Source organism: Palleronia caenipelagi (assembly GCF_007004065.1).
Lineage (GTDB): Bacteria > Pseudomonadota > Alphaproteobacteria > Rhodobacterales > Rhodobacteraceae > Palleronia > Palleronia caenipelagi.
The window spans coordinates 1-24,300 of record NZ_VFSV01000044.1 but is presented as its reverse complement, the minus strand read 5'-3'; the positions used below and the strand labels follow the sequence as shown (position 1 = coordinate 24,300).

Genomic DNA, 24,300 nt, shown 5'->3' with positions numbered 1-24,300 from the left:
ATCAGCTTGCGGATGGACTCTTCGCCGATGTTGGCGTCACGGCCTTCCATGGCGGCCAGGGCGGAACCCGGAACCACCGGGATGTCGTCGCCCGGGTACTCGTAGGACGACAGCAGCTCGCGGATTTCCATCTCGACGAGCTCGAGGAGCTCCTCGTCATCCACCTGGTCGACCTTGTTCATGTACACGACCATGGCCGGGATGCCGACCTGACGGCCGAGCAGGATGTGCTCGCGGGTCTGGGGCATGGGGCCGTCAGCCGCGTTCACCACGAGGATCGCGCCGTCCATCTGGGCGGCTCCGGTGATCATGTTCTTCACGTAGTCGGCGTGGCCGGGGCAGTCGACGTGGGCGTAGTGACGCGCGTCGGTCTCATACTCCACGTGGGCGGTGGAGATGGTGATGCCGCGGGCCTTCTCTTCGGGCGCGCCGTCGATCTGGTCATAGGCGCGGAAGTCACCGAAATACTTGGTGATCGCAGCCGTCAGAGTGGTCTTGCCGTGGTCAACGTGACCGATCGTCCCGATGTTCACGTGCGGTTTGGTACGTTCAAACTTTGCCTTCGCCATGGTGGTCTCAGCCCTCTTCGTCTGGGTGGCGTCTCAGGGGTCGCGTCGCGCCCGGTTCAAGAACGCGCGCTGAGTATCCGTCGCGCGGGCAAAGTGCAAGCCTCAGTTGCCCTTGCGAATCGCGGCCTCGCCCCGCTGGCGCAGCTCGTCCCGGCTGATCTCGGCACGGGTGCGGCCGGGGCGGGGGGTGAACCAGCCGGGGTTGCTGCGGAGCCAGTTTTCAATCTGCACCGCCGCCGACCGCGAGAGGCTCTGGAGTTGGGCATTGCCGTCCCGCACAAGGCCTGAACCAATGAGCGGGGTGTAGTTTTTCGCCTCTTCCATGGCGATGATCCGCTTGGTCTCAGGGTTCAGCCGGGTCTGAGTGGCGTTTTCGTAGACATTCACCTCCAGAACGATGGCTGATTTCGGCGTGTAGACCACGGGCAGGCCGGGCTGTGCGAGGACGTAGCCTCCGATGGCGATGCCGATATCGTAGAGCCCGTCCCCATCATAGCGCCCCAGCCGTGCCTCGACCGCGTCCCGCACCGCGAGACGGATGGTTTCGTCGGGCAGTTCACGGGAAAACGGGCCTTTCTCCATGCCGCCGGTCTGCACGATGTTAAATCCGAGACGGAAGTCGCCCAGCGGCTCGGGTGTCTCGGTGACAGGTGTCCCGCCACAGGCCGCGAGGGTCAGGGCGACAACGAGAACGGACAGGAGACGCAGCATCGGAAGACCTCCGGGTCAGGGGAAGCGGTTATCGCGGGGGAAGCCGCGCGGCGCCATGCGACCGGCGGCGGCGCGTTTCGCCATCCACTCGGCCAGATCGGCGGCGCTGACGGTTCGGATGCGCCCTGCCGGATCGGGCCAGCTCAGCCCGTTTGCCAGCGTGAAGGTGATCGCGTCCGAAAGCCCGCCATCCTTATAACGTTGCAGGCGGACGCCCTTGCCCCGGGTCATCTCGGGCAAATCGTCGATGGGGAAAACCAGCAGCTTGCGGTTCTCGCCCACGGCGGCCACGTGATCGCCCTCGACCGGGCGCACGACGCGCAGGACGGTGGGAGCTTTGACGTTCAACACCTGCTTGCCCGCGCGGGTTTGGGCCAGAGCTTCGTCTTCGGACAGGATAAATCCGTCCCCGGCAGAGGAGACCACCAGAAGGCGCCCACCCGGACGATGGATGCGCAAAGTGGTGATCTCGGCCTCATTGGGCAGATCGATCATCAGCCGCAGGGGCTCGCCCATGCCGCGCCCGCCGGGCAGGCTGGCAACCGGAATGGTGTAGAGCCGACCCGTGGAGGCGGCGAGGAACAGCCGGTCGGTGGTCTCCGCGTGGAAGACGAAACCGGGGCCGTCGCCATCCTTGTATTTCAGTTCCTGCCCCAGATCGATGTGACCCTTCATCGCCCGGATCCAGCCCATCTGGGAGCAGACCACGGTGACCGGCTCGCGGTCGATCATGGCTTCGATCGGCACATCCTCGACGGCGGTGGCCTCGGCGAAATCGGTCAGGCGCTGACCGCGCGGGTGATCCTTGCCGAACTGGCGCTTGGTCTCTTTCAGCTCGGCACTGATCGTGTCCCACTGGATCTGGTCGGAGGCCAGCAGGTCCTCGATCCCTGCGCGTTCCTCCAGCAACGCGTCCCGTTCCCGGCGCAGCTCCATCTCTTCGAGACGACGGAGCGCGCGCAGGCGCATGTTGAGGATTGCCTCGGCCTGCACATCGGACAGATCGCCCTCGCCGGTGGCGGGCAGGGGAGAGACGTAGCTGGCCTCATCCTCGGCGCGCGGCGGGACCTGTTGCCAGTCCTGGTGGATCAGCGCCTGTTTCGGGTCGGCGTCATAGCGGATGATTTCGATCACCCGGTCGAGATGGAGGAAGGCGACGATAAAGCCTTCAAGCACCTCCAGCCGGTGGTCGATCTTGCCCAGCCGGTAGCGCTTGCGGCGCAGGAGCACCTCGCGGCGGTGGTCGAGGAAAGCGCGCAAAACTTCCTTGAGCGAGCAGACCTTGGGCGTGCGGCCATCGATCAGCACGTTCATGTTCAGCGCGAACCGGGTTTCAAGATCCGAGTTCTTGAACAACAGCCCCATGAGCACCTGCGGATCCACAGTGCGCGTGCGCGGCTCCAGCACCAGCCGGATGTCGTCTGCACTTTCGTCGCGCACATCGGCGAGAATCGGAACCTTCTTGGTCTGGATCAGATCGGCGATGCGTTCGACCAGCTTCGATTTCTGCACCTGATAGGGGATTTCGGTGACGATGATCTGCCATTGGCCCCGGCCCAGATCCTCGGTCTCCCACTTCGCCCTCAGCCGGAAGCCGCCGCGCCCGGTGCGGTAGGCTTCGGCAATGTTCTCAGGGCTCTCGACGATCACCCCGCCGGTGGGGAAATCAGGGCCTTTGACATAGTTCAGGAGTGTGTCGTCGCGGACGTCGGGCGTTTTGATCAGATGCTGACAGGCATCCACCAGTTCGACAATATTGTGCGGTGGAATATTGGTGGCCATGCCGACCGCGATCCCGGAGGAGCCATTGGCCAGCAGGTTCGGGAAGGCCGCGGGGAGAACGATCGGTTCCTCCAGCGTGCCATCATAATTCGGGCGAAAATCTACCGCGTCTTCGTCGAGTCCGGCGAGGAGCGCCTCGGCGGCGGTGGTCATGCGGGCCTCGGTGTACCGGCTGGCAGCGGGATTATCGCCGTCAATATTGCCGAAATTGCCCTGACCATCGACCAGCGGGTAGCGAATCGTGAAATCCTGCGCGAGGCGCGCCATGGCGTCGTAAATCGCCGCATCTCCGTGGGGGTGATAGTTGCCCATCACGTCGCCGGAGATCTTCGCCGATTTGCGGAAGCCCCCGTTCGAGCCCAGCCGAAGCTCCCGCATGGCAAAGAGAATCCGGCGGTGAACGGGCTTTAGCCCATCGCGTGCGTCGGGTAGCGCCCGATGCATGATCGTCGAGAGCGCGTAGGTCAGGTAGCGATCACCAATGGCGCGGCTCAGCGCCTCGGTGTGCTCGGGTCCGTCTGTATCGTCCGTCATAGTCCGGAGATAGCCGGTGGGAATCCGCGCGGAAAGGGCAAAAGTCGCAGGGACTGCCTTGGCCGTCCGCACAAGATCGGATTATGCACGGGACCGAGTTCATCCGGGGGAAGACATGATTCGGCTCACTCTGATCTTGCTGGTCGCGATTGCTGTGACCTTTGTTGTTGCGGGCGATCCCCCGGAGACTGTCGCATCCCGGACGGATCGCGAGCAGGTGACCGAGCCCGCAGGTCAAACCGAAGAGCTGCAAGAGCTGACGCCGCTGAATGGCGACAGTGCTGACGCAGCGGCGGAGCCGGAGGTTGCTGCGGACCCGGAGCCAGAGGTCGCAGACCCCGTTGAACCTGCGACTGAACCTGTTCCCGAAACCGTCGCCGCGCCTGAGCCGGTTGCGGCGCCGGAACCTGTGGCTGCTCCGGCTGAGACACCGTCGCGCAACGCGGCGACGGTGAACTCCGCACGGGTGAACATGCGGTCGGGGCCGTCCACCGCGAATGAGGTGGTCGATCAGGTGGTCTTTGGCGACCGGGTGGAAATCCTGGAGCGCGCTGATAGTGGCTGGGCGCGCATCCGCGTCGAATCGTCCGGGCGCGTGGCGTGGATCTTTGCGGAATTCCTAGACGCGGCGCAGTAAGGGTGCCGGGAGCGGGCGCTGAGACCCGCACTGATGACGGAAGGAGCCCTCATGCTATCCGATCCCCTTTTTGTTGTTGCGGCTATCGCAGTGGGCGCCGTCGCGGTGATCCTGTTGTTGGGCATCTCCGGATTCGGCAAGCCCGGCGAGGCCGCCGCGAAGCGATCCAATAAGTACATGCGCTGGCGGATCTACGCGCAGGCGCTGGCAATTGTGCTGGTGTTGCTCTTCGTCGCCGTCCGGCGCATGGGAGGCTGAGAATGGTTGTTCTGTCAAAAATCTATACCCGCACCGGCGACGGCGGTGAGACGGCACTGGGCAATGGCACCCGCGTGCCCAAGCACGATCTGCGGGTCGAAGCGTATGGCACCGTGGATGAGCTGAACGCGACCTTTGGCGTCGCGCGTCTCCATGCCGTGGGCGAGCTGGCCGAGCAGATCGGCCTGATTCAGAACGATCTTTTCGATCTGGGAGCCGACCTCTGCAACCCGGATATCGAAAAGGACCTCGAAGCCGAATACCCGCCGCTGCGGATGATGCCGTCCCAGACCGACCGGCTGGAGGTCGAAATCGACGATATGAACGCCCGGCTTGAGACCCTGCGCTCATTTGTCCTGCCCGGGGGATCGGCGTTGGCTGCGCAACTCCATATTTGCCGCACCGTGGCCCGTCGCGCCGAGCGGCGGGTGCAGGAACTGGCGTCGAGCGAGCTGATCAATCAGGCTGCTATCGTTTACCTCAACCGCCTCAGCGACTGGTGCTTCTGCGCTGCGCGAACGGCGAATGACGATGGCCGCGCCGATGTTCTCTGGACGCCCGGCGCCAATCGGTAGCGAAAACGGAACGTCATTCTGCCAGAAAATGCCGTTTTTGGCCTGTTAAGCCCCGGGTGAGCGGGCTACCTCTTTCGTGAACTGACCGAGGAGGTGCACCAGATGAAAGTATTGGTCCCCGTCAAACGCGTGATTGACTACAATGTTAAGGTCCGCGTGAAGGGTGATGGAACCGGCGTCGATCTTGCCAACGTCAAGATGTCTATGAACCCGTTCGACGAGATTGCCGTCGAAGAGGCCATCCGGCTCAAAGAGAAGGGCGCTGTCGAAGAGATCGTCGTGGTCTCCATAGGCGTGAAGCAGTCGCAGGAGACGCTCCGCACCGCGCTGGCCATGGGGGCTGACCGGGCGATTCTGATCACCGCTGCCGACGACGTGCATAACGATATCGAGCCCCTCGCGGTTGCCAAGCTGCTGAAGGCCGTGATCGACGAAGAGCAGCCGGGTCTGGTGCTCTGTGGTAAGCAGGCCATCGACAACGACATGAATGCCACCGGCCAGATGCTCTCGGCTCTGCTGGGTTGGTCGCAGGCCACCTTTGCGTCCGAAGTAGCCATTGAAGGCGACAGCGCCGTGGTCAAGCGTGAGGTCGATGGTGGCATGCAGTCGATCAAGGTGAAGATGCCCGCCGTGATTTCGGTGGATCTGCGCCTGAACGAGCCGCGCTATGCCTCGCTGCCGAACATCATGAAGGCGAAGAAGAAGCCTCTCGATGAGAAGACCCCCGCCGACTATGGCGTTGACGTGGCGCCGCGCCTTGAGATCGTGAAGACCTCCGAGCCCGCCGAGCGTCAGGCCGGCATCATGGTCGGGTCTGTGGAAGAACTTGTGGATAAGTTGAAAAACGAAGCGGGGGTGATCTGATGGCTGTCCTTCTTCTTGCCGAAGTGACCGATGGTGTCCTGAACGCGGATGCGACCGGAAAAGCTGTGACCGCAGTGAAATCGCTGGGCGACGTGACGGTGCTCTGTGCCGGTGGTCAGGCGTCTGACGCCGCCGCCGAGGCCGCAAAAATCGACGGTGTGGCCAAGGTGCTCTGCGCCGAGGATGCGCTCTACAGCCACCGTCTGGCCGAACCCACCGCAGCGCTGATCGTCTCGCTCGCGGGCGATTACAGCCATATTGCGGCTCCGGCGACCACGGATGCGAAAAACATCCTGCCCCGCGTGGCCGCTCTGCTCGACGTGATGATCCTGACCGATGTGTCGGGCGTTGTGGATGCCGATACGTTCGAGCGTCCGATCTACGCAGGCAACGCGATCCAGACGGTGAAGTCCAAAGATGCGACCAAGGTCATGACCATCCGCGTCTCGACCTTCGACGCCGCCGGGTCTGGCAATTCTGCCCCTGTGGAAAACATCTCCGCCGCCGACGCTCCGGGCCTGTCCGAGTGGGTCGCCGACCATGTGGCCGAGAGCGACCGCCCCGAGCTGACTTCCGCCGGAATCGTCGTCTCCGGCGGCCGTGGCGTGGGGTCCGAGGAGGACTTCAAACTGATCGAAGGCCTCGCTGATAAACTGGGCGCCGCCATCGGTGCGTCCCGTGCTGCCGTTGACTCGGGCTATGCTCCGAACGATTGGCAGGTGGGCCAGACCGGTAAGGTCGTCGCGCCGGATCTCTACGTGGCGGTCGGCATCTCCGGTGCGATCCAGCACCTCGCGGGGATGAAGGACTCGAAAGTCATTGTGGCGATCAACAAGGACGAGGAAGCCCCGATCTTCCAGGTCGCAGATTACGGCCTCGTCGCCGACCTGTTCCAGGCAGTGCCGGAACTGACCGACAAGCTCTGAGCTCATCGGAATTACGACCATAAAGCGCGCGGCAGGAGCTCCTGTCGCGCGTTTTACCTTTCCGGTCCCCACCCGGCTCTGTTAGGACTCGCATGTCCCGGAAGAGCGAAGAGGCGATCCCATGAAAATCAATTCGGTCGGTGTGATCGGCGCAGGTCAGATGGGCAGCGGAATTGCCCATGTCTGCGCTTTGGCGGGTTACGACGTGGTGATGACCGATATCAGCGAGGACGCGCTGGCCCGGGCGCTGGACGGCATCTCGAAGAACATGGACCGGCAGGTCTCGCGGGAGAAGATTGCCGCCGCCGACAAGGACGCCGCCATGGGGCGGATCTCTTCGACTGGCACGCTGACGGATTTGGGGCAGACCGATCTGGTGATCGAGGCCGCCACCGAGCGCGAAGCGATCAAGGACGCGATCTTTGCCGAGCTGGTGCCCGCGCTGAAGCCGGATACAATCCTGACCTCGAACACCTCGTCTATCTCCATCACCCGGTTGGCTTCGAAAACCGACCGGCCTGAGAAGTTCATGGGGTTCCATTTCATGAACCCGGTGCCGGTGATGCAGCTCGTCGAGCTGATCCGGGGCATTGCGACGGATGATGAGACCTTTGCTGCGTGTATGGCGGTCGTGGACCGGTTGGAAAAAACTGCGGCCATTGCCGAGGATTTCCCGGCCTTTATCGTCAACCGCATCCTGATGCCGATGATCAACGAAGCCGTTTACGTGCTCTATGAGGGCGTCGGAAACGTCCGCTCCATCGACAAGGCCATGCGGCTCGGCACCAACCACCCCATGGGGCCGCTGGAGCTGGCCGATTTCATCGGTCTCGATACCTGTCTGGCGATCATGAATGTGCTCCATGACGGGCTGGCGGATACGAAATACCGCCCCTGTCCGCTGCTGACGAAATACGTTGAGGCGGGCTGGCTGGGGCGAAAGACGGGCCGGGGATTCTACGATTACCGGGGCGAAGAGCCGGTGCCTACGCGCTGATCTCAGTCTGCCGGAGAGGGCGCATTTCCTGACGGAAATTCGCGCCTTGGCCCTTGACCCTCCCGGCTCTCAGGGATACCCGGAATGCGGCCTAGGGGTATAGCTCAGTTGGTAGAGCATCGGTCTCCAAAACCGAGGGTCGGGGGTTCGAGTCCCTCTGCCCCTGCCAGGCCGGACCTTCCCAAAATTTATTGTGGTGATGCGGTTCAGACCGCTGTGTCTGTGCCTTGTCGGCGCAGTAAAGCCACGAGCCAGATCGCGTAGATCGCATCGAAGGACAGACAGACGCTCGCCCACCAGTCCGGCGCCGGGGAATGTGACGTCGCGTGGTAGACCATGTCGAACACCGCGTGCCCGCCCAGCCCCGCAGCACAGAGGATCAGCCCGTGCCGATAGCCCCAACTGGCGGCCAGAACGAAGAGAGCGGCGAAACCGATATTCAGGAGAATCGTCCCGGGATCGGCCGTCTCGAATGCAAAAACGATGTAGAACGACGCGATAGAGATGAGGACGACCGGGAAGAAGCTGCGCTCCCCGGTCATTCCCAGTTTCGTCGCAAACCAGAGTGTTCCGACGCCCAGCGCCGCGCCCACGAGGATGATGAGCGGCGAGAACATATCGGTCAGCTTTGCTGCCACTCCCATGGGCGGGTATGCGCTCCGAGTACCGCGTCTACGGCGCTGTCCTCTACCGTGCCGGTCTTTTCCAGCCGCGCGACGAGGCCGCGGCGCTTGTCCTCGATGACTTCGGCCACCTGAGCGGCCACACCGGCCTCGGCGAGCTCTGCGTTATAGATCCGCGTGATCGCCATGCGGCGCAGGTCTGGCTTGAAGACCTTGCCTACGGCCGTTTTCGGCAGCTCGTTCAGGATTTCGATCTGACGCGGCCATGCGGCGCGCTCGTGGATATGCTCTTTGGCATAGGCCAGCAGATCTTCTGGCGTGACCTTCGCACCCTCGACAAGCTCGACATAAGCGCAGGGCAGCTCGCCCGCGTGGGAGTCCGGCTGGCCGATCGCGCCCGCCATGGCGACCGCTTCGTGTCCCGCCAGCGCATTTTCGATCTCGGCAGGGTCGATATTGTGACCGCCGCGGATGATCAGATCTTTGGCCCGACCGGTGATCCAGACATAGCCGTCACTGTCCACGCGCCCCAGATCGCCGGTGCGCAGATAGCCGCCATAGTAGAGATCAACGTTTTTCGAGGCGTCCGCATAGGTGTTCCCCACATAGATGCCGGGGTTCGAGACACAGATCTCGCCCACTTCGTCGGTGGCACATTCCTGCGGGCCTTCGGCGGTCTCGCGCATGATCTTCACGTCGGTGTAGGGGAAGGGCAGGCCGATGGAGCCGATCTTCTTTTCGCCCTCGGGAGGGTTGATGGACACGAGGCAGGTGGCCTCCGTCAGCCCATAGCCCTCGCAGATGTTCACACCGGCCGCGCTCTCGAACTTCTTATAGAGTTCCACCGGCAGAGGAGCCGAGCCGCAGAAAGCAGCGCGCAGGCGGCTCAGATCCGCATTAATGGGCCGCTGCATGAGCGCGGCGATGGCGGTGGGGACGGTGGTCAGATATGTGGCTTTGTGGTGCTCGCAAAGCTTCCAGAAATTATCGAAGACGCCGTCACCGCGATAGCCCTGCGGCGTGGGAAAGACGACCTGCGCGCCCGAGCTCAGCGCGGCCCCCATGATGACCACTGCGGCCATGACGTGGAACATGGGCAGCGGACACATGATGGTGTCGTCTTCGGTGAAGAGCAGTTCCTTACCCAGCCAGGCATTGTAGATGATGCCAGAGACTTTGTGCTGGGCGACCTTCGGCATGCCGGTGGTGCCGCCGGAATGGAAATTGGTGCAGATCCGGTCGGTGGGGTCATCCTCAAAGGTCAGCGTGGTGGGCTGAGCGGCGCGGGCTTTGTTGAAATCCTGCACCTTCGCATGGTGGGTCACGCTGACCTTGGGGCGGATCAGCGGCACGATAAGTTTCTTCAGGCCGGTCAGATAGCGATGCAGATCGACCTCCAGAACGTGCTTGACGTTCGGCGCGTCCTTCACCGCTTCGGCGGCTTTCTGAGCCAGATCGGTCTTGGGGAAGGCGCGTAGGGTGACCAGCACCTTGGCCTCGGTCTCACGCAGAATGGCCGAGATCTGGCCGGGCTCCAGCAGCGGGTTGATCGGGTTCACGACCCCGGCAACCATCCCCGCGAGGTAGACCACGTTCACCTCGGAGCAATTCGGCAGCAGGAAGGCGACCTTATCCTCAGGTCCCACGCCGAGGGAGCGGAACAGGTTGGCGGTCTGGGCGACCTGCGCCTGAAGCTCGGACCAGCTTAGTGTTTCCTTCGGCGCGTCCACGTCGGACAGGAGCTGAAAGGTCATGGCCGGGTGCTGCCCATGGGCCGCAGCTGTCTGGCCCAGCATCTGCCAGATGGTTTTTGGCAGGTCGCGGCTTTCCCACGGGCCCACCGCCTCAATCCGCTTCAGATCGTCAATATTCGCAAAAGTCATCCTTGTCCCTCCCGTAGAGCGTGCGGATGTTGGCATCCGTCTTGCAGTTTGGGTCAAGTTTGACGTGACGACAGAACAAAGCGCAAGGGCGCGTTCCCTCAAGTCACCTTTATTCTGCGGCGATATCGGCGGTGAATTGGAGCCGTGCGAGGCGCGCGTAGAGCCCGCCTTCGGCCACCAGCTCGCCATGGGTGCCCTGCGCTACGATCCGGCCTCCATCCAGAACAACGATGCGGTCGGCGCGTTTCACCGTGGCGAGACGGTGCGCGACCACGATACTGGTGCGGCCCTCGGTCAGCTCATCCACGGCGCGTTGCACCAGATGCTCGCTCTCGGCATCGAGCGCCGAGGTGGCCTCGTCCAGCAGCAGGATCGGCGCGTCGCGCAGAATGGCGCGGGCGATGGCGATGCGCTGCTTCTGTCCGCCGGAGAGCATCACACCGCGTTCGCCCACCTGAGTGTCGTAGCCTTCGGGCAGTGCGGTGAGGAAGTCATGGGCGGCGGCGGCGCGTGCGGCAGCCTCGACCTCGGCGTCGCTGGCATCGGGGCGACCAAAGAGGATGTTTTCGCGCGCCGTGGCGGCGAAGATCACAGGGTCTTGCGGAACCAGCGCGATGTGACGACGGAAATCGCTCCGGTTCATTTCCGACAGCGCGACCCCATCAAGGGTGATCTGCCCCGCGTTCGGATCGTAAAAGCGCAGCAGCAATTGGATCACCGTTGTTTTACCCGCGCCCGAGGGGCCAACCAGTGCCACGGTCTCACCGGGCTTGATATCCAGTGTCACATGATCGAGCGCGGCGATGCCCGGACGGGCCGGGTAGGCAAAGGACACATCCTCGAACCGCACGGCGCCCTTGGGGGCGGTGAGGGTCTTGGGATCGGTCGGGTCGAGGATGCTATCCTCGGCGGTGAGGAGTTCCACCAGACGTTCGGTGGCACCGGCAGCGCGTTGTAGCTCGCCCCAGATCTCGCTGAGGGCGCCGACGGAGCCCGCGACCATCACCGCATAGATGACAAACTGTACCAGCTCGCCGACGCTCATTGCCTCGCCGCGCACATCCCGTGCGCCGACCCAGAGCACGCCGACAATGCCCACAAAGACCAGCATGATGACCAGAACGGTCATCACAGCGCGCACCATGATGCGCCGACGGGCAGCGTCGAAGGATTTCTCGGTCACGCCGGCAAACAGCGACTGGGCGCGGCCTTCGTTGGTGTAGGCCTGCACAGTCTGTACGGAGAGAAGCGCCTCGGAGGCGTTGCCCGAGGACGCGGCGATCCAGTCCTGGTTCTCGCGGCTGAGCTTGCGCAACCGACGACCCAGAACCACGATGGGCACCACGACGAGGGGCACGAGGCCCAGCACCAGCAAGGACAGTTTCGGAGAGGTGTAGACCAGCAGGATCATGCCGCCGATCAAAATCAACGTGTTGCGGAGCGCGATGGAGATGGACGAGCCCACCACCGAGAGGATCACGGTCGTGTCCGTGGTGATCCGGCTCAGCACCTCGCCAGTCAGGAGATTTTCAAAAAAGCGCGGCGACAGGGTGATGACCCGGTCGAACACCGCTTTGCGGATGTCGGCCACGACCCGTTCACCAAGGCGCGTCACGAGGTAGTAGCGCAGCCCCGTACCAAGCGCCATGAGCGCTGCGATGGCGAGGAAGGCGAGGAAGTACTGGTCCAGAAGCTCCGCCGCAGAGGTTTCGAACCCGTCCACCACCCGCCGCACCGCGATGGGCAGGATCAATGAGACAGCCGCCGTCAGGCACAACGCCGTCAGCGCGCCGAAGAGCAGGAGCTTATAGCGCGACAGGAAGGGCCACAGGGCCGCGAGAGCGCCGATCTTGCGGGATTTGGCTCGGTCTTCGGTCTGGGTCTTTGGGGGCACGGGCTACCTGCGGGTCATCTATGTTGCGTCACCTTGTTCCCTGTCCGGCGCCTGAGGGCAAGGGGGCAGGCAGCGCCGTGCTGTCGCGGTTCAGTTGCGTCCGCAGGTGCGGATGCCGACCACGGAGTACAGCGGGCAGTTGCCGACCAGCGATGTTACAATGAAAACGAGCGCAACGATGATCGCCAGCCAGTGCAACAGCCCAGCACCCAGAACAGCCGTGCCGAAGGCCAGATAAAGCAGCACGGCAGCAATGACGAGACGTCCGATCCGGTCAAATTTGCCCATATTGGTGGTCATGTCTCAAATCCTCTTTATGTCGACGGGATCAGCATGGCACGTCAGACCGTCGGCGTCGGTGACATTATCACCCACACGTCACATTCCTTAGCGTAACCCCTGCCATTCAAGCGCGTCATTCAGGGTAAAAATGCTTCGGGCCTCGAGGAGCGGCACGAGCTTCAGGAAGACTTCCGCCGTCGCAATCGAATCGCCCAGCGCAGTATGCCGGACCTCTTCGGGGATCGTCACTCCGAGCCGCCGCGCCAGCGTATCGAGAGTATGATCGTCGGAATGGGGGAAAAGTTTCGAAGACAGGCGCGCTGTGCACAGGGTGGGTCGGTCGATGGCGGGCAAACCCTGCGCCTTGGCGCGGGTGAGAAAGGCAAGGTCGAAGGCCGCATGATGGGCTACGAGGACGGAGTCTTCGGTGAATTCGGCAAATCCCGCCAGCGCCGAACCCAATTCAGGCGCGTTTGCGACCATCTCGGGCGTGATGCCATGGATTTCGGTTGAGCTTGGTGGGATCGGGCGACCAGGGTTCACCAGCTGATCGAACTCCTCCCCCCGGAGCAGCCTTTGGCCGAGAACACGGGCGCCAGCGAGCTGGATGATTTCGTCCCTTTGCGGATCGAGGCCGGTGGTCTCTGTGTCAAAGACCACGTAGGAGAGCGCGCTGAGATACTGTCCCCCAAGCGCCTGATCCCGTGGGGCCTTCAGCGTGAAATCATAGAAATCCGGCACGTCCCGGGATCGTAGTGCGGCGCTGGCCTCTCGGCGGGGCAAGGGCAGGACCACGCGGGACATGCCGTCCTCCGATGTCACCCAAATGTCAGTGCGGTGGGCGCGGAGGGCATCGCGGGCGGTGTGCTCACCATAGGCCGGGGCCAGCCGCTCATCCAGCCATCGGTCGAGCTCGGCCATGGGCAGCGCGGGGCCGGACCAGCTGAGCTCCAGCCGGACGTCGTCCCCGGCCTCGCGCGTTGCCGACAAGCCCAGCCCGGTTCGCTCTGCGTCTCCCAGCTCGTTTGCAATCCGGGTCAGGATCTCTGTCACAGCGAACCCGTCGCAGCACGCCGTGCCGTCCGTCTCGGTCAGGGATACCGGCACGGCGACCCGCATGGCTACGGCTTCCATGATCTGCTGCAAAGCCACATCCCGGAGGGGCCAATGGCGGGCCGTGATGGTTTTTTCCTCCTCTTCGCTGGCCTCGATCTGGCGGGTGAGCTGGGCCAGCTCGGTGCTCAAGCCTTCGTCGAACCGTGTGCGCTCTTCGGGCGCGATATCGGGGACATCCTGCAAGACATTGACGATGGCAGCCATTGCGGATGTGGAGCGGCGCGCCGCTTCGAGAGTCTCGTCGAGCAGACGATCCAGTTTCCCGTGGGTGCGCAGGTCTTCAGTGGTGTCCCGGAACAGGACCACATGGCCCAGCCGCTCGCCATCCTGCCAGATGTCCGAGACCGCTCCGTTCAGCACCAGATTGCCCCCGATGGAGGTGGTGAGAAAGCTGACTGGTTCTGCCGTGGGCCCGTTTTTCAGATCCGCCGTAGCGGTCAGGAGCGGCTCCATGCGCAGGAACCGCGCCAGCGGCCGGTCGAGTCCGATGGGGCCAAGCAGCGCGGTGGCGGCGCGGTTGTACAGGAGGATTCGTCCGTCATCGGAGATCACCACCACAGCGCCGGCGAGCTCGCGGAGCAGCGTCTCGAACACGGCCTTGTCCCGGAGGGTCAGCGCCATTTTCTCTTCGAGCGCGGTTTCGAGGGAGGTCCGCGTCTCTTCCAGCGCGTCGTGGATTGCCTGTGACGCCGGACCCAGACTGCCGAGATGGCGTGCCCGGGTTGGGTCGATGGCAGCGCCCACGGCAGAGGTGGCGCGGGTGTGCAGATCGGCGGAGATACGCAGGATCGGTTTGGCAACATTCTCGTCAAACAATAGGCCGATCCACGCGGTCAGGCCCATGAGGCCGAATCCACCGATGAGCCCGGCGATGACATACCCCTCGGCCGGGCCACCGGTGCGGCGCCAGCCCAGCCAGAGACCGATGGCGATCAGTGCCGTGCCCCCGACGGCCAGCGCGGCGAAGAACGCGGCAAAGCGAAGCCGCAATGTGTCGCGTTTTTCAGCCATGGGCGGGGGTCCCCAGTAAATCGCAAATCTGCGCAGTAAGATGGCTGGTCTCGAAAGGTTTGGTCAGATAGGCGTCCGCCCCCATCGCCAGCCCCTTGCGCCGGGCGATCTCGCCGCCCGAGGCGCTCATCATCAGCACCTTGATATGGCGGAGGCGGTCGGTCCCGCGGATCATCTGAAGGATCTCGTAGCCTGACACGCCCGGCAACATCACATCCAGCAACACCAGATCGGGGCAGTCCCTCTCAAGCGCTGTGACAGCATCGGTGCCGGTTGCCACCCGGTCGAGGTCGAAGCCCTGACGGCGGATCAGGAATTCCAGCGCGAGAGCGATATTGTCTTCGTCCTCCACGAGCAGGATCTTCTTCGCACTGCCCATCTCTCCCCCCGCGTTTGCCGGTCTATGCCTCGCAGACCAGTGTGTTCAGTTCTGACGTCTCATCAATGGCCCGCCATCCCGCTGCGCGCGGGTTGGCCAGCGTCGCGTCGGTCACATCGGCGCGCTGACCGGTGGTACAATCGATCAGCTGCGGAACCCGCGATGTCGGCTTCCAGCGGCCAAAGAGATAGAGATCCACCAGCCGGGTCTCCGGGGCGGCCTCGTTGCGTTTGGCCGTGACCACATCCACAGCGACCAGCCGCGTGGTCTGGGGCCAGATATAGGTCCAGGGGCGGTAGAATGCCGTCTCCGAGACCTCCTGCGCCACGACGACGCCCGAGGGCAGCCCGTCGGTGATGCGCTCGGCCCAGGTCATTTCCGACCAGATCGTTACGCCCAGCATCGCAGCACCCGCGGCGACCGGTGCAATCCAGCGCGGCAGGCGGCCGCCAGTGAATTTGTTCAGCGCCATGGCCACGCCAGCGGCGCCCAGCCCCGCAAAGATCGTTGCGATCAGTTCCAGAAACATTCCGTCATCCCATCACGCCGCGACCCTGACCGGCCGCGGATTGCATTGTCTTGACCACCAGAAATGCGTCGCGCAGGTGGTTGCGTTCAAGCTCGGACAGCATGTCCGGCGCCAGATAATTATCCGGGGCGTGGCCTTCGGCGATGCGCGCGGCCTGATGGCGCAGCCTGATTTCAGCGATCAGGTCATAAGCGTCCAGCAGGTCGCGCGCACCCGAAGCGGAGATCACCCCCGCTTCGCCGGCCCGTTGCAACCTGTCGCGGGTGTTCACTTCTTCGATGGCGCCCCGAAGGGCATAGATCCGACCCAGATCCACGATGGGAACGATGCCGGACATCTTGAGGTCGATCTTGTTCTTGTGCGCGCCCCCGCGGATCAGCGCAAAGCTACGGAACAGCGTCAGGGGTGGGGCGTGTTTCAGCGAGTTCGACACCATATGGGCGACGAAGATCGAGTTCTTGCGCGCCATCTCCAGGGTGGACCGGTGCAGGTCATCGAACAGATCCGGAGCGCCCTTGATCGGGCGCAGATCGAACATGACGGAAGCGAGCATCTGCGCCTCCGTGTCCGGCTGGGCGATCCAGTCGTTAAAATAGCGCTGCCAGACCCGGCGCGGCTGGCGCCAGCGCGGGTTGGTGGCCATCATATCGCCGGGGCAATAGACAAAGCCCGTGTTGTTCAGCCCGTCCGATACCAACCGGGCGAGTTCCGCGAAATAGGCGTCATCCTCTGGCGTCATCGCATCGTCAATGATCAGGCAGTTATCCTGATCCGACACGCCTGTCTGCTCGCGCCGCCCCTGTGACCCGCAAGCAGCCCAGACATAGGGGACTGGCGGCGGACCGATCCGCTCTTCGGCGAGGAACAGGAGACGACGTGTGATCGCGTCGGTGAGGTCGGTGATCCGGCGGGTGATGGCCTGTGGCTTGGCCGAGGCGGCGACCAGATGGGCAAGCAACTCCGGCAGACGCTGCATGATCTCATGCATCTCGGCGGCGCTGTCGGCGGAGGCGATTTCCGAGACCATGTTACTGGCGGTGGAGGCTTGCTGGCGGATCAGGTCGCTTTTGCTGATGATGCCGCGCAACCGGCCCTTTGCGGTCTGCACCGGCAGCTGATTGATGCGCCGCTCCGAGAGCAGCATCAGCGCATCAAGCCCGGTGGCCGAGGGCGAGACGGCGATCGGATCCGGTGTCATGACGGAGCTGACCGGGCGGTTACCGTCCAGCCCCTCAGCCAGCACCTTATTTGCCAGATCGTGGACCGTGATGATCCCCGAAAGCACTTTCTCCTCGGTGACGAGTACTGCGCTGATGCGGTTGTCGCGCATGAGCCGGGCGGCCTCGGTGACGCTGGTGCCGGGTGGGCAGGTGGTCACCTTGCGCGACATCAGATCCTTGACCAGCAAGGCGGTCAGGCCGGTGGCATAGCGGCTGCTGTCGGAGGTGTCGCGGGCAGGGACGGCCCGGGCGAACCATTGGGCGATGGCGGGGACGTCGCGGAACAGAGTGTGAAAGCGCTCAGCGGGCAGGATGATCAGCTGCGTCGGCTCAACGGCGATCACCGACAGGAGCGCCCGGCCGTCGCGCAACAACCCGCGCTCGCCCATGATCTCGCCCTGACTGCGATAGGAAATCAGGTCACCTTCGTCGGTGCGGACTTCGACCATGCCATCCTCGATCAGGTAGAGCCCCTGAAGGTCCTCACCCGTCTCGAAAACAGTGTTACCGGGGGCCCTTTCAACGCGGATCAGGAGAGGGGCGAGATCCATGCGCTCGGCGCTGGGGATCTGGTCGAACGGAGCAGTCTGGCACAGCACGTCGATCAGGGCGGACGGGTCTGTGGTCATGGTCAGGCTCCGTGGTCTTTGGGGAAAAGGGACAAACGGGAAATGAAGGGATCCGGGCGCGACAGGCGCGCCCGGACCGATGGTATTTTAGTGATCTGCCTGAGCGGCAGCCGCACCGCGGGGAACACGAACGCTCTCGACGAGGTCCTTGATCTCCTGCGGGGTCTCCTTCGTCATGCCGGCGACCAGATAGGCGACAGCGAAGTTGATCGCTGCACCGATCGCGCCGAACGAGGTCGACTGAATGGTGCCAAGCAGCGGATCCGCATCGGTGAAGCTGTTGGTGCCGGGGATGAAGAACCAGCCCTTGTGCAGGAAGATGTAGAGCAGGGTCACGGTCAGACCGGCCAGCATACCTGCCACAGCGCCATGGTTGTTAATCTTCGTCGAGAAGATTCCCATCATCAGCGCCGGGAAGATCGAGGCAGCCGCGAGGCCGAAGGCCAGTGCCACAGTCTGCGCCGCAAAGCCCGGCGGGTTCAGACCCAGATAGGTGGCGACCACAATGGCGACGGCCATGGCGATCCGTGCCGACAGCAGTTCACCCTTTTCCGAGATGTTCGGGTTCAGCTGACCCTTGATCAGGTCGTGGCTGACCGCCGAGGAGATGGCCAGAAGCAGACCGGCCGCCGTGGACAGAGCCGCAGCCAGACCACCCGCAGCCACCAGACCGATGACCCAGCTGGGCAGGTTGGCGATCTCGGGGTTGGCAAGCACCAGGATGTCGCGGTTGAAGTTGGTCAGCTCATTGCCAGCCCAGCCATTGGCCTCGGCCTTCGCCTGCATGTCGGCGTTCTTGTCGTTGTAGTACTGGATCAGGCCGTCGCCGTTCTTGTCTTCCCAGCCGAGAAGACCGGTTTTCTGCCAGGTGGCCATCCAGTCGTAACGGGGCTCGGTCTCGATCTGCTCGACGGAGACCGCCGCGCCATCGGTGCCGTTCGGCCACATCATGTCGGTGATGTTTAGACGGGCCATGGCGCCCACCGCGGGAGCGGTCAGGTACAGCAGAGCGATGAACACCAGCGCCCAGCCAGCGGACCAACGGGCGTCAGCCACTTTGGGTACGGTGAAGAAGCGCATGATCACGTGGGGCAGACCAGCCGTACCGATCATCAGCGACAGGGTGAAGAGCACCATGTTAAGAGTGTCGCTGTGATGGGTCGTGTACTCGTTGAAGCCCAGTTCACTGACGATCTGGTCGAGCTTGGTCAGCAGCGGCTCACCGGAGGCGACGTGATCGCCGAACAGGCCCAGCGCCGGAATCGGGTTACCGGTCAGCTGCAGCGAGATGAAGATCGCCGGGATCGTGTAGGCGAGGATCAGCACGACATACTGAGCGACCTGCGTGTAGGTCACGCCCTTCATGCCGCCGAAAACCGCGTAGGCAAAGACGACCGCAGCACCGATCAGCAGGCCGGTGGTGTTGGACACTTCGAGGAAGCGGCCAAAGGCCACGCCGACGCCGGTCATCTGGCCGATCACGTAGGTGACCGAGGCCACGATCAGGCAGACCACCGCCACCATGCGCGCTGTGGACGAGTAGAACCGGTCGCCAATGAACTCGGAGACGGTAAACTTGCCGAACTTGCGCAGGTAAGGGGCGAGGAGCAGTGCGAGAAGCACGTAGCCCCCGGTCCAGCCCATCAGGAAGGTGGAGTTGTCATATCCGGTAAAGGCGATCAGGCCCGCCATGGAGATGAAGGAGGCCGCCGACATCCAGTCTGCCGCCGTGGCCATGCCGTTGGTGACGGGGTGGACGCCGCGACCGGCGGCGTAGAATTCCGAAGTGGACCCGGCACGGGCCCAGATCGCGATGCCGATGTAGAGCGCGAAGGACCCGCCCACAAACAGCAAGTTGATAACAAATTGGCTCATCAGTTCAGGTCCTTATAGCTCGTCGACGCCATGCTCACGGTCGAGCTTGTTCATCCGCCAGGCGTAGAAGAAGATCAGCACCAGGAAGGTGAGGATCGACCCTTGCTGGGCGAACCAGAAGCCGAGATCGGTGCCGCCGACAGAGATGCCGGAGAGCAGCGGCCGCAGCAGGATGCCGAATCCAAAGGACACGAGCGCCCATATAACGAGGCTGATCTTGATGAGCCTCATATTCGCGGCCCAATAGGCCTTGTCGCTTCGTTCTGACATTGTTGGGGGTCCTCCTCCCGTTGGTCTTTCGTTGCGTTGCGTTTTCAGATTGAAGGGCAGGGCCGGGGATGCCGGCCCTGACGCCTCAGGGGTGAATGCTGTTCTTGATCAGGTCATCGACCACAGACGGATCGGCGAGGGTCGAGGTGTCCCCGAGACTGCCCGTCTCGTTCTCGGCGATCTTGCGCAGGATGCGGCGCATGATCTTGCCCGAACGGGTTTTGGGCAGGCCCGGGGCCCACTGGATGACATCGGGCTTGGCAATCGGCCCGATCTCGTTGCGGACCCAGGCCTGCAGCTCGGCGCGCAGCGCGTCGCTGGGCTCGGTGCCTTCCATCAGCGTGACGTAGCAGTAGATGCCCTGACCCTTGACGTCGTGGGGGTAGCCGACCACGGCGGCCTCGCTCACAGCGTCATGGGCGACGAGGGCGCTTTCGACCTCGGCGGTGCCCATGCGGTGGCCTGAGACGTTGATCACGTCATCGACGCGCCCTGTGATCCAGTAATAGCCATCCTCATCGCGGCGGCAGCCGTCGCCGGAGAAGTAGTAGCCCTTGAACATCTCGAAATAGGTCGAGACGAAGCGCTCATGGTCGCCCCAGACGGTGCGCATCTGACCGGGCCAGCTGTCCTTGATCGCCAGAACGCCTTCGGTCGCGCCTTCGAGAATATTGCCCTTGTCGTCGAGCAGCACCGGCTGAACGCCGAAGAAGGGTTTCGTCGCCGAGCCGGGTTTGGTCGTGGTCGCGCCGGGCAGGGGAGAGATCAGGATCCCGCCGGTCTCGGTCTGCCACCAGGTGTCGACGATGGGGCAGCGGCCCTTGCCGATATTCTCGTTGTACCAATGCCAGGCCTCGGGATTGATGGGTTCGCCCACCGAGCCGAGGATGCGCAAAGACGACAGGTCATGGGGCTCGATCGGATCGGTGCCCTTGCCCATCAGCGCGCGGATGGCGGTAGGGGCGGTGTAGAATTGTGTAACCTTGTGCTTGGCACAGACCGCCCAGAAGCGCCCGGCATCGGGATAGGTCGGCACGCCCTCGAACATCAAAGTCGTCGCGCCATTGGCCAGCGGGCCGTAGACGATGTAGCTGTGGCCGGTGACCCAGCCCACATCGGCGGTACACCAGTAGATGTCGCCCTCGTGGTAATCGAAGATATATTCGTGCGTCATCGAGGCGTAGACCAGATAGCCGCCGGTGGTGTGCACGACGCCCTTCGGCTTGCCGGTGGAGCCGGAGGTGTAGAGGATAAACAGCGGATCCTCGGCACTCATCTCCTCAGGTGGGCAATCGACGGAGGCTTTGGCGGCCAGATCCGAGTAGCGGTGATCGCGGCCCCCGGTCCAGTCAACAGATCCGCCGGTGCGCTCGACCATCAACAGCTTGCAGTCATGGGTGACTTTCGCCAGCGCCTTGTCACAGTTGGATTTGAGCGCCGTGTTGCGGCCGCCGCGCGGGGCCTCGTCGGAGCAGATCACCAGCTTGGCCTCGGACCCGTTGATCCGGTCGGCCAGAGCGTCGGGTGAGAAGCCTGCGAAAACGATGGAATGAATCGCGCCGATCCGGGTGCAGGCCAGCATCGCATAGGCGGCCGCGGGAATCATTGGCAAATAGAGCACCACACGGTCGCCCTTGCCGATGCCCAGTCCCTTCAGAACATTGGCAAAGACCGAAACCTCGCGGTGCAGATCTCGATAGGTGATATGGGCGGCCTCGGCATTGGGGTCATCTGGTTCCCAGATGATCGCCGTCTGATCGCCGCGAGTCTCCAGATGGCGGTCGATGCAGTTGGCCGAGACGTTCAGCGTGCCGTCTTCGAACCACTTGATCGATACATTGTCATAGTCGAAGGAGGTGTTTTTTACCTTGTTATAGGGCTTGATCCAGTCGAGCCGCTTGCCTTCCTCGGCCCAGAACGCCTCAGGATCGGCGACCGAAGCGGCATACTTCTGTTCATAACCCTCAGCATCCAGTTTCGCATGGGCCCGAATCTCGTCGGACGGCGGGAAAACCATGTTGGCGGGATGAGTTGTCATGAAATGTCCTCCGATCTGGTCGTTGGCCCCTTTGGCTCCATGGCATGGAGCGGACCTTTTCGGAGACGACCCTAGCGTGGCTTTGCGAAGCTGTGGGTGAAATAACTGAGAATGCAGAATAATCGTGTAAATAAATTATCTGTTCGCGTGCAATATCTGTAAAACTCTTGTCACAACTTTGCGTAGTCCTGCATTTTTCCAATCTGTCCAGACAAATAGACAGCTTTCGGTGTGCAGTGGCATACTATCTATTTGAGTGGTTGTCCGTTCGTCGATGGGGACGGCTCTCGCTTGACGCGACCTGAGAATGTGGCACCTTCCGCGCCATAGCGCCGGGGGTGCATAGAATGGGAGAGACCGGATGACCTATGTGATGGCAATCGATCAGGGCACGACATCAAGCCGGGCGATCATTTTCGATGGCGAGATGCAGATTGTCGCCACCGCGCAGCAGGAGTTCCCGCAGCACTATCCTCAGTCTGGCTGGGTCGAACATGATCCGGCCGATCTCTGGGAAACAACCCTGACGGTCTGCCGCGGCGCTCTGGACAAAGCGGGGATCAGCGCAGGCGATGTGACCGCCATCGGCATCACCAATCAGCGGGAAACCGTCGTGGTCTGGGACAAGAAGACAGGCGAGCCGGTGCACAACGCCATTGTCTGGCAGGACCGGCGTACGGCCGATATCTGCGAAGCGCTGAAGGCCGAAGGGGCGGAGGAGACCGTCATCGAAAAAACAGGGCTGCTGCTCGATCCGTATTTCTCGGGCACGAAGCTCAAATGGATCCTCGACAATGTCAACGGTGCGCGGGAACGCGCTGAGCGGGGCGAGTTGCTGTTCGGGACCGTGGACAGCTTTCTGATCTGGAAACTCACTGGCGGCAAATCCCATGTAACCGATGCGACCAATGCCTGTCGCACGCTGCTCTATGACAGCTTCAATGGGCGTTGGTCCTCGACCATGTGCGAGATGCTCGACATTCCCATGGGCATGCTGCCCGAGGTCCGTGATTGCGCTGGCGAGTTCGGGGTGACCGAACCCGACCTTCTGGGTGCTGGCATCCCGATACTGGGCGTGGCTGGCGACCAGCAGGCAGCGACCATCGGACAGGCGTGTTTTGAGCCGGGCATGATGAAGAGCACCTACGGCACCGGCTGTTTCGCGCTGCTGAATACCGGGACGACGCCGGTCCGCTCGCAGCACCGCCTGCTGACGACAGTGGCCTATCAGCTGAACGGCCAGAGGACCTATGCGCTTGAGGGGTCGATCTTTATTGCCGGGGCTGTTGTCCAGTGGCTGCGCGACGGGCTGGGGATCATCGACTCGGCCTCCGAGACCCAGGCTCTGGCCGAAGCTGCCGATCCCGGGCAGGAGGTCATTCTCGTCCCCGCTTTCGTGGGCCTCGGCGCGCCTTACTGGAACGCGGAATGCCGTGGGGCGATCTACGGGCTGACCCGTGGGTCTGGGCCGAAGGAACTGAGCAAGGCCGCGCTGCAATCGGTTGGCTTCCAGACCCGCGACCTGATGGATGCAGCGCGCCAAGACTGGCAGTCCGAGGGTGGCGAGGCAACCTTGCGCGTCGATGGCGGCATGAGCGCCTCCGACTGGACCATGCAATTTCTCTCAGACATCCTCGGTGCTAAGGTCGACCGACCCCAAGTGCTGGAGACCACCGCGCTGGGCGTGGCCTGGCTGGCGGGGATGCAGGCGGGCGTCTATCCCGATCAGGCTGGTTTCGCAGAAACGTGGCGCCTCGACCGAACCTTTGACCCTGAGATGGGGCAATCTGAGCGTAACCGCCTTTATGGTCGTTGGAAGAGTGCAGTCGAGGCAACTCTGAGCTACCCCTGAACCTGGGAAACTGACGCAAGCCACAATTTGTCTTCTGCTGGATTTCGATGAAGACGAGATCAGAAATGTTGAAACAGCGGGGCTAATCCCCTGATTTCAATAGGCGTTATTGCAGGACTTGGGCGTGAGGTGTGACGGGCCCTTATACCGGTCATGCCAAGCGACGCGAACGATCTCGGTGGTGCCGAGGGCGTTGGGGCGGGTCATAAGGGCGATGCGGATGTGGATTTTTTGCGGTCCGGCAGTCGGGGTCTTTGGCGGCGTTGCGCTCACTGAGTGATTTCAGATCGAACCAGAGGTAAGGCCCCCGGTCCGAGTGCTGCTGGCAAGGGCATTTTCGCTTCGATCCGGCTGCGGACATGGTAGCCCTTCGAGCGTCTTCAGAACGCCCTGCCATAGTGCGGGTGGCGCACAGGTTTTCCTTGCGGGCGCGTTCCGCCGGGCAATCGTCCTTCCACAGGCGTCCCTCTTTCCGGATCGGTAGCGAGGGCGTGACTGCCATTGGTCTAAGGACTGCCCGACCGGAATGGCGCCGCTTTCTATGATGGCCTAGTTGTTTGATCCCACGGTTTGATGGTGTGATCCTTTCTCAGGAATGGAAGGAAGCATTATGGGACAAGTTCGTCACGGGAGCGCCTCGACCACGCACGCTGTCAGAGCTGCAATACAGCGATCGCAAGCTTCGCTCGCGCAGCTGAGCAAGGAGCTGGGCATCAATCCCAAGACCGTCGCGAAGTGGCGCAAGCGGGCGACGGTGGAGGACTTGAAGACTGGGCCGAGGGAGCCGCGTTCGACCGTTCTCACCGAAGCGGAGGAGGCCATGATTGTCGCATTCCGGCGTCATAC

At 62.9% G+C, this 24,300-nt stretch carries 22 protein-coding genes, 1 tRNA gene and 1 pseudogene; 9 read left to right on the top strand and 15 right to left on the bottom strand.

What is annotated here, in order from left to right; genetic code table 11:
• The 3 genes from FEV53_RS16635 to FEV53_RS16625 form a co-directional block, all read right to left on the bottom strand.
• A partial coding sequence (locus tag FEV53_RS16635) for a GTP-binding protein (protein ID WP_142835727.1) occupies positions 1 to 569 on the bottom strand: 569 nt, incomplete at its 3' end.
• Between the two features lie 102 nt (positions 570 to 671).
• The gene (locus FEV53_RS16630; protein WP_142835900.1) at positions 672 to 1,280 is read right to left on the bottom strand and encodes a hypothetical protein; all 609 of its coding nucleotides are present in this window, start codon (positions 1,278 to 1,280) and stop codon (positions 672 to 674) included.
• 15 nt (positions 1,281 to 1,295) lie between these two features.
• A complete protein-coding gene (locus FEV53_RS16625; protein ID WP_142835899.1) occupies positions 1,296 to 3,596 on the bottom strand; it encodes a DNA topoisomerase IV subunit A in 2,301 nt (766 codons plus the stop codon).
• Between the two features lie 115 nt (positions 3,597 to 3,711).
• Between FEV53_RS16625 and FEV53_RS16620 the strand changes: the two genes are divergently transcribed.
• The 7 genes from FEV53_RS16620 (at position 3,712) to FEV53_RS16590 (ending at position 8,022) form a co-directional block, all read left to right on the top strand.
• A complete protein-coding gene (locus FEV53_RS16620; RefSeq protein WP_142835898.1) occupies positions 3,712 to 4,233 on the top strand; it encodes an SH3 domain-containing protein in 522 nt (173 codons plus the stop codon).
• A gap of 51 nt (positions 4,234 to 4,284) precedes the next feature.
• On the top strand, positions 4,285 to 4,491 hold the full coding sequence (locus FEV53_RS16615) for a twin transmembrane helix small protein (RefSeq protein ID WP_142835897.1): 207 nt from the start codon (positions 4,285 to 4,287) through the stop codon (positions 4,489 to 4,491).
• 2 nt (positions 4,492 to 4,493) lie between these two features.
• Entirely contained in the window at positions 4,494 to 5,066 is a 573-nt protein-coding gene (locus FEV53_RS16610) for a cob(I)yrinic acid a,c-diamide adenosyltransferase (protein ID WP_142835896.1), read from the top strand.
• 102 nt (positions 5,067 to 5,168) lie between these two features.
• A complete protein-coding gene (locus FEV53_RS16605) occupies positions 5,169 to 5,930 on the top strand; it encodes an electron transfer flavoprotein subunit beta/FixA family protein (RefSeq protein ID WP_142835895.1) in 762 nt (253 codons plus the stop codon).
• The gene (locus tag FEV53_RS16600) at positions 5,930 to 6,856 is read left to right on the top strand and encodes an electron transfer flavoprotein subunit alpha/FixB family protein (RefSeq protein WP_142835894.1); all 927 of its coding nucleotides are present in this window, start codon (positions 5,930 to 5,932) and stop codon (positions 6,854 to 6,856) included. Before FEV53_RS16605 ends, FEV53_RS16600 begins: the two co-directional genes overlap by 1 nt.
• Before the next feature lie 121 nt (positions 6,857 to 6,977).
• Positions 6,978 to 7,853, top strand: a complete 876-nt coding sequence (locus FEV53_RS16595; RefSeq protein WP_142835893.1) for a 3-hydroxybutyryl-CoA dehydrogenase — start codon at positions 6,978 to 6,980, stop codon at positions 7,851 to 7,853.
• 93 nt (positions 7,854 to 7,946) lie between these two features.
• Positions 7,947 to 8,022, top strand: a tRNA-Trp gene (locus FEV53_RS16590).
• Positions 8,023 to 8,059: 37 nt separating this feature from the next.
• Here FEV53_RS16590 and FEV53_RS16585 read toward each other — a convergent pair.
• From FEV53_RS16585 to acs, 11 genes are all read right to left on the bottom strand, one after another.
• Positions 8,060 to 8,497, bottom strand: coding sequence for a hypothetical protein (locus tag FEV53_RS16585; protein WP_142835892.1), 438 nt, complete (start codon positions 8,495 to 8,497; stop codon positions 8,060 to 8,062).
• A complete protein-coding gene (locus FEV53_RS16580) occupies positions 8,476 to 10,359 on the bottom strand; it encodes an acyl-CoA synthetase (RefSeq protein WP_142835891.1) in 1,884 nt (627 codons plus the stop codon). The genes FEV53_RS16585 and FEV53_RS16580 overlap by 22 nt, the downstream gene beginning before the upstream one ends.
• Positions 10,360 to 10,468: 109 nt before the next feature.
• Complete coding sequence (locus FEV53_RS16575) at positions 10,469 to 12,253, bottom strand: ABC transporter transmembrane domain-containing protein (RefSeq protein ID WP_142835890.1); 1,785 nt, start codon at positions 12,251 to 12,253, stop codon at positions 10,469 to 10,471.
• Between the two features lie 90 nt (positions 12,254 to 12,343).
• Positions 12,344 to 12,553 (bottom strand): YgaP family membrane protein, encoded by a 210-nt coding sequence (locus FEV53_RS16570; protein ID WP_142835889.1) that lies wholly within the window; start codon positions 12,551 to 12,553, stop codon positions 12,344 to 12,346.
• 87 nt (positions 12,554 to 12,640) lie between these two features.
• Entirely contained in the window at positions 12,641 to 14,662 is a 2,022-nt protein-coding gene (locus FEV53_RS16565) for a 3'-5' exonuclease (RefSeq protein ID WP_142835888.1), read from the bottom strand.
• Positions 14,655 to 15,041, bottom strand: coding sequence for a response regulator transcription factor (locus FEV53_RS16560; protein ID WP_142835887.1), 387 nt, complete (start codon positions 15,039 to 15,041; stop codon positions 14,655 to 14,657). The genes FEV53_RS16565 and FEV53_RS16560 overlap by 8 nt, the downstream gene beginning before the upstream one ends.
• Before the next feature lie 22 nt (positions 15,042 to 15,063).
• Complete coding sequence (locus FEV53_RS16555; RefSeq protein ID WP_142835886.1) at positions 15,064 to 15,570, bottom strand: hypothetical protein; 507 nt, start codon at positions 15,568 to 15,570, stop codon at positions 15,064 to 15,066.
• 4 nt (positions 15,571 to 15,574) lie between these two features.
• Positions 15,575 to 17,419, bottom strand: a complete 1,845-nt coding sequence (locus FEV53_RS16550; protein WP_142835885.1) for a putative nucleotidyltransferase substrate binding domain-containing protein — start codon at positions 17,417 to 17,419, stop codon at positions 15,575 to 15,577.
• A gap of 87 nt (positions 17,420 to 17,506) precedes the next feature.
• The gene (locus FEV53_RS16545; protein WP_142835884.1) at positions 17,507 to 19,294 is read right to left on the bottom strand and encodes a sodium:solute symporter family protein; all 1,788 of its coding nucleotides are present in this window, start codon (positions 19,292 to 19,294) and stop codon (positions 17,507 to 17,509) included.
• Between the two features lie 12 nt (positions 19,295 to 19,306).
• Positions 19,307 to 19,564 (bottom strand): DUF4212 domain-containing protein, encoded by a 258-nt coding sequence (locus tag FEV53_RS16540; protein ID WP_142835883.1) that lies wholly within the window; start codon positions 19,562 to 19,564, stop codon positions 19,307 to 19,309.
• 85 nt (positions 19,565 to 19,649) lie between these two features.
• Entirely contained in the window at positions 19,650 to 21,602 is a 1,953-nt protein-coding gene (acs, locus tag FEV53_RS16535) for an acetate--CoA ligase (RefSeq protein ID WP_142835882.1), read from the bottom strand.
• Between the two features lie 361 nt (positions 21,603 to 21,963).
• Here acs and glpK point away from each other — a divergent pair, with 361 nt between their 5' ends.
• Positions 21,964 to 23,454, top strand: a complete 1,491-nt coding sequence (glpK, locus tag FEV53_RS16530; protein WP_142835881.1) for a glycerol kinase GlpK — start codon at positions 21,964 to 21,966, stop codon at positions 23,452 to 23,454.
• 159 nt (positions 23,455 to 23,613) lie between these two features.
• Here the strand turns inward: glpK and FEV53_RS21605 are convergent.
• Positions 23,614 to 23,947 (bottom strand): annotated as a pseudogene (locus FEV53_RS21605) (hypothetical protein); the annotation flags it as partial.
• Between the two features lie 117 nt (positions 23,948 to 24,064).
• Here FEV53_RS21605 and FEV53_RS16520 point away from each other — a divergent pair.
• Positions 24,065 to 24,300, top strand: a 236-nt coding sequence (locus tag FEV53_RS16520) for a helix-turn-helix domain-containing protein (protein WP_425465470.1), incomplete at its 3' end; no start/stop codon positions are given.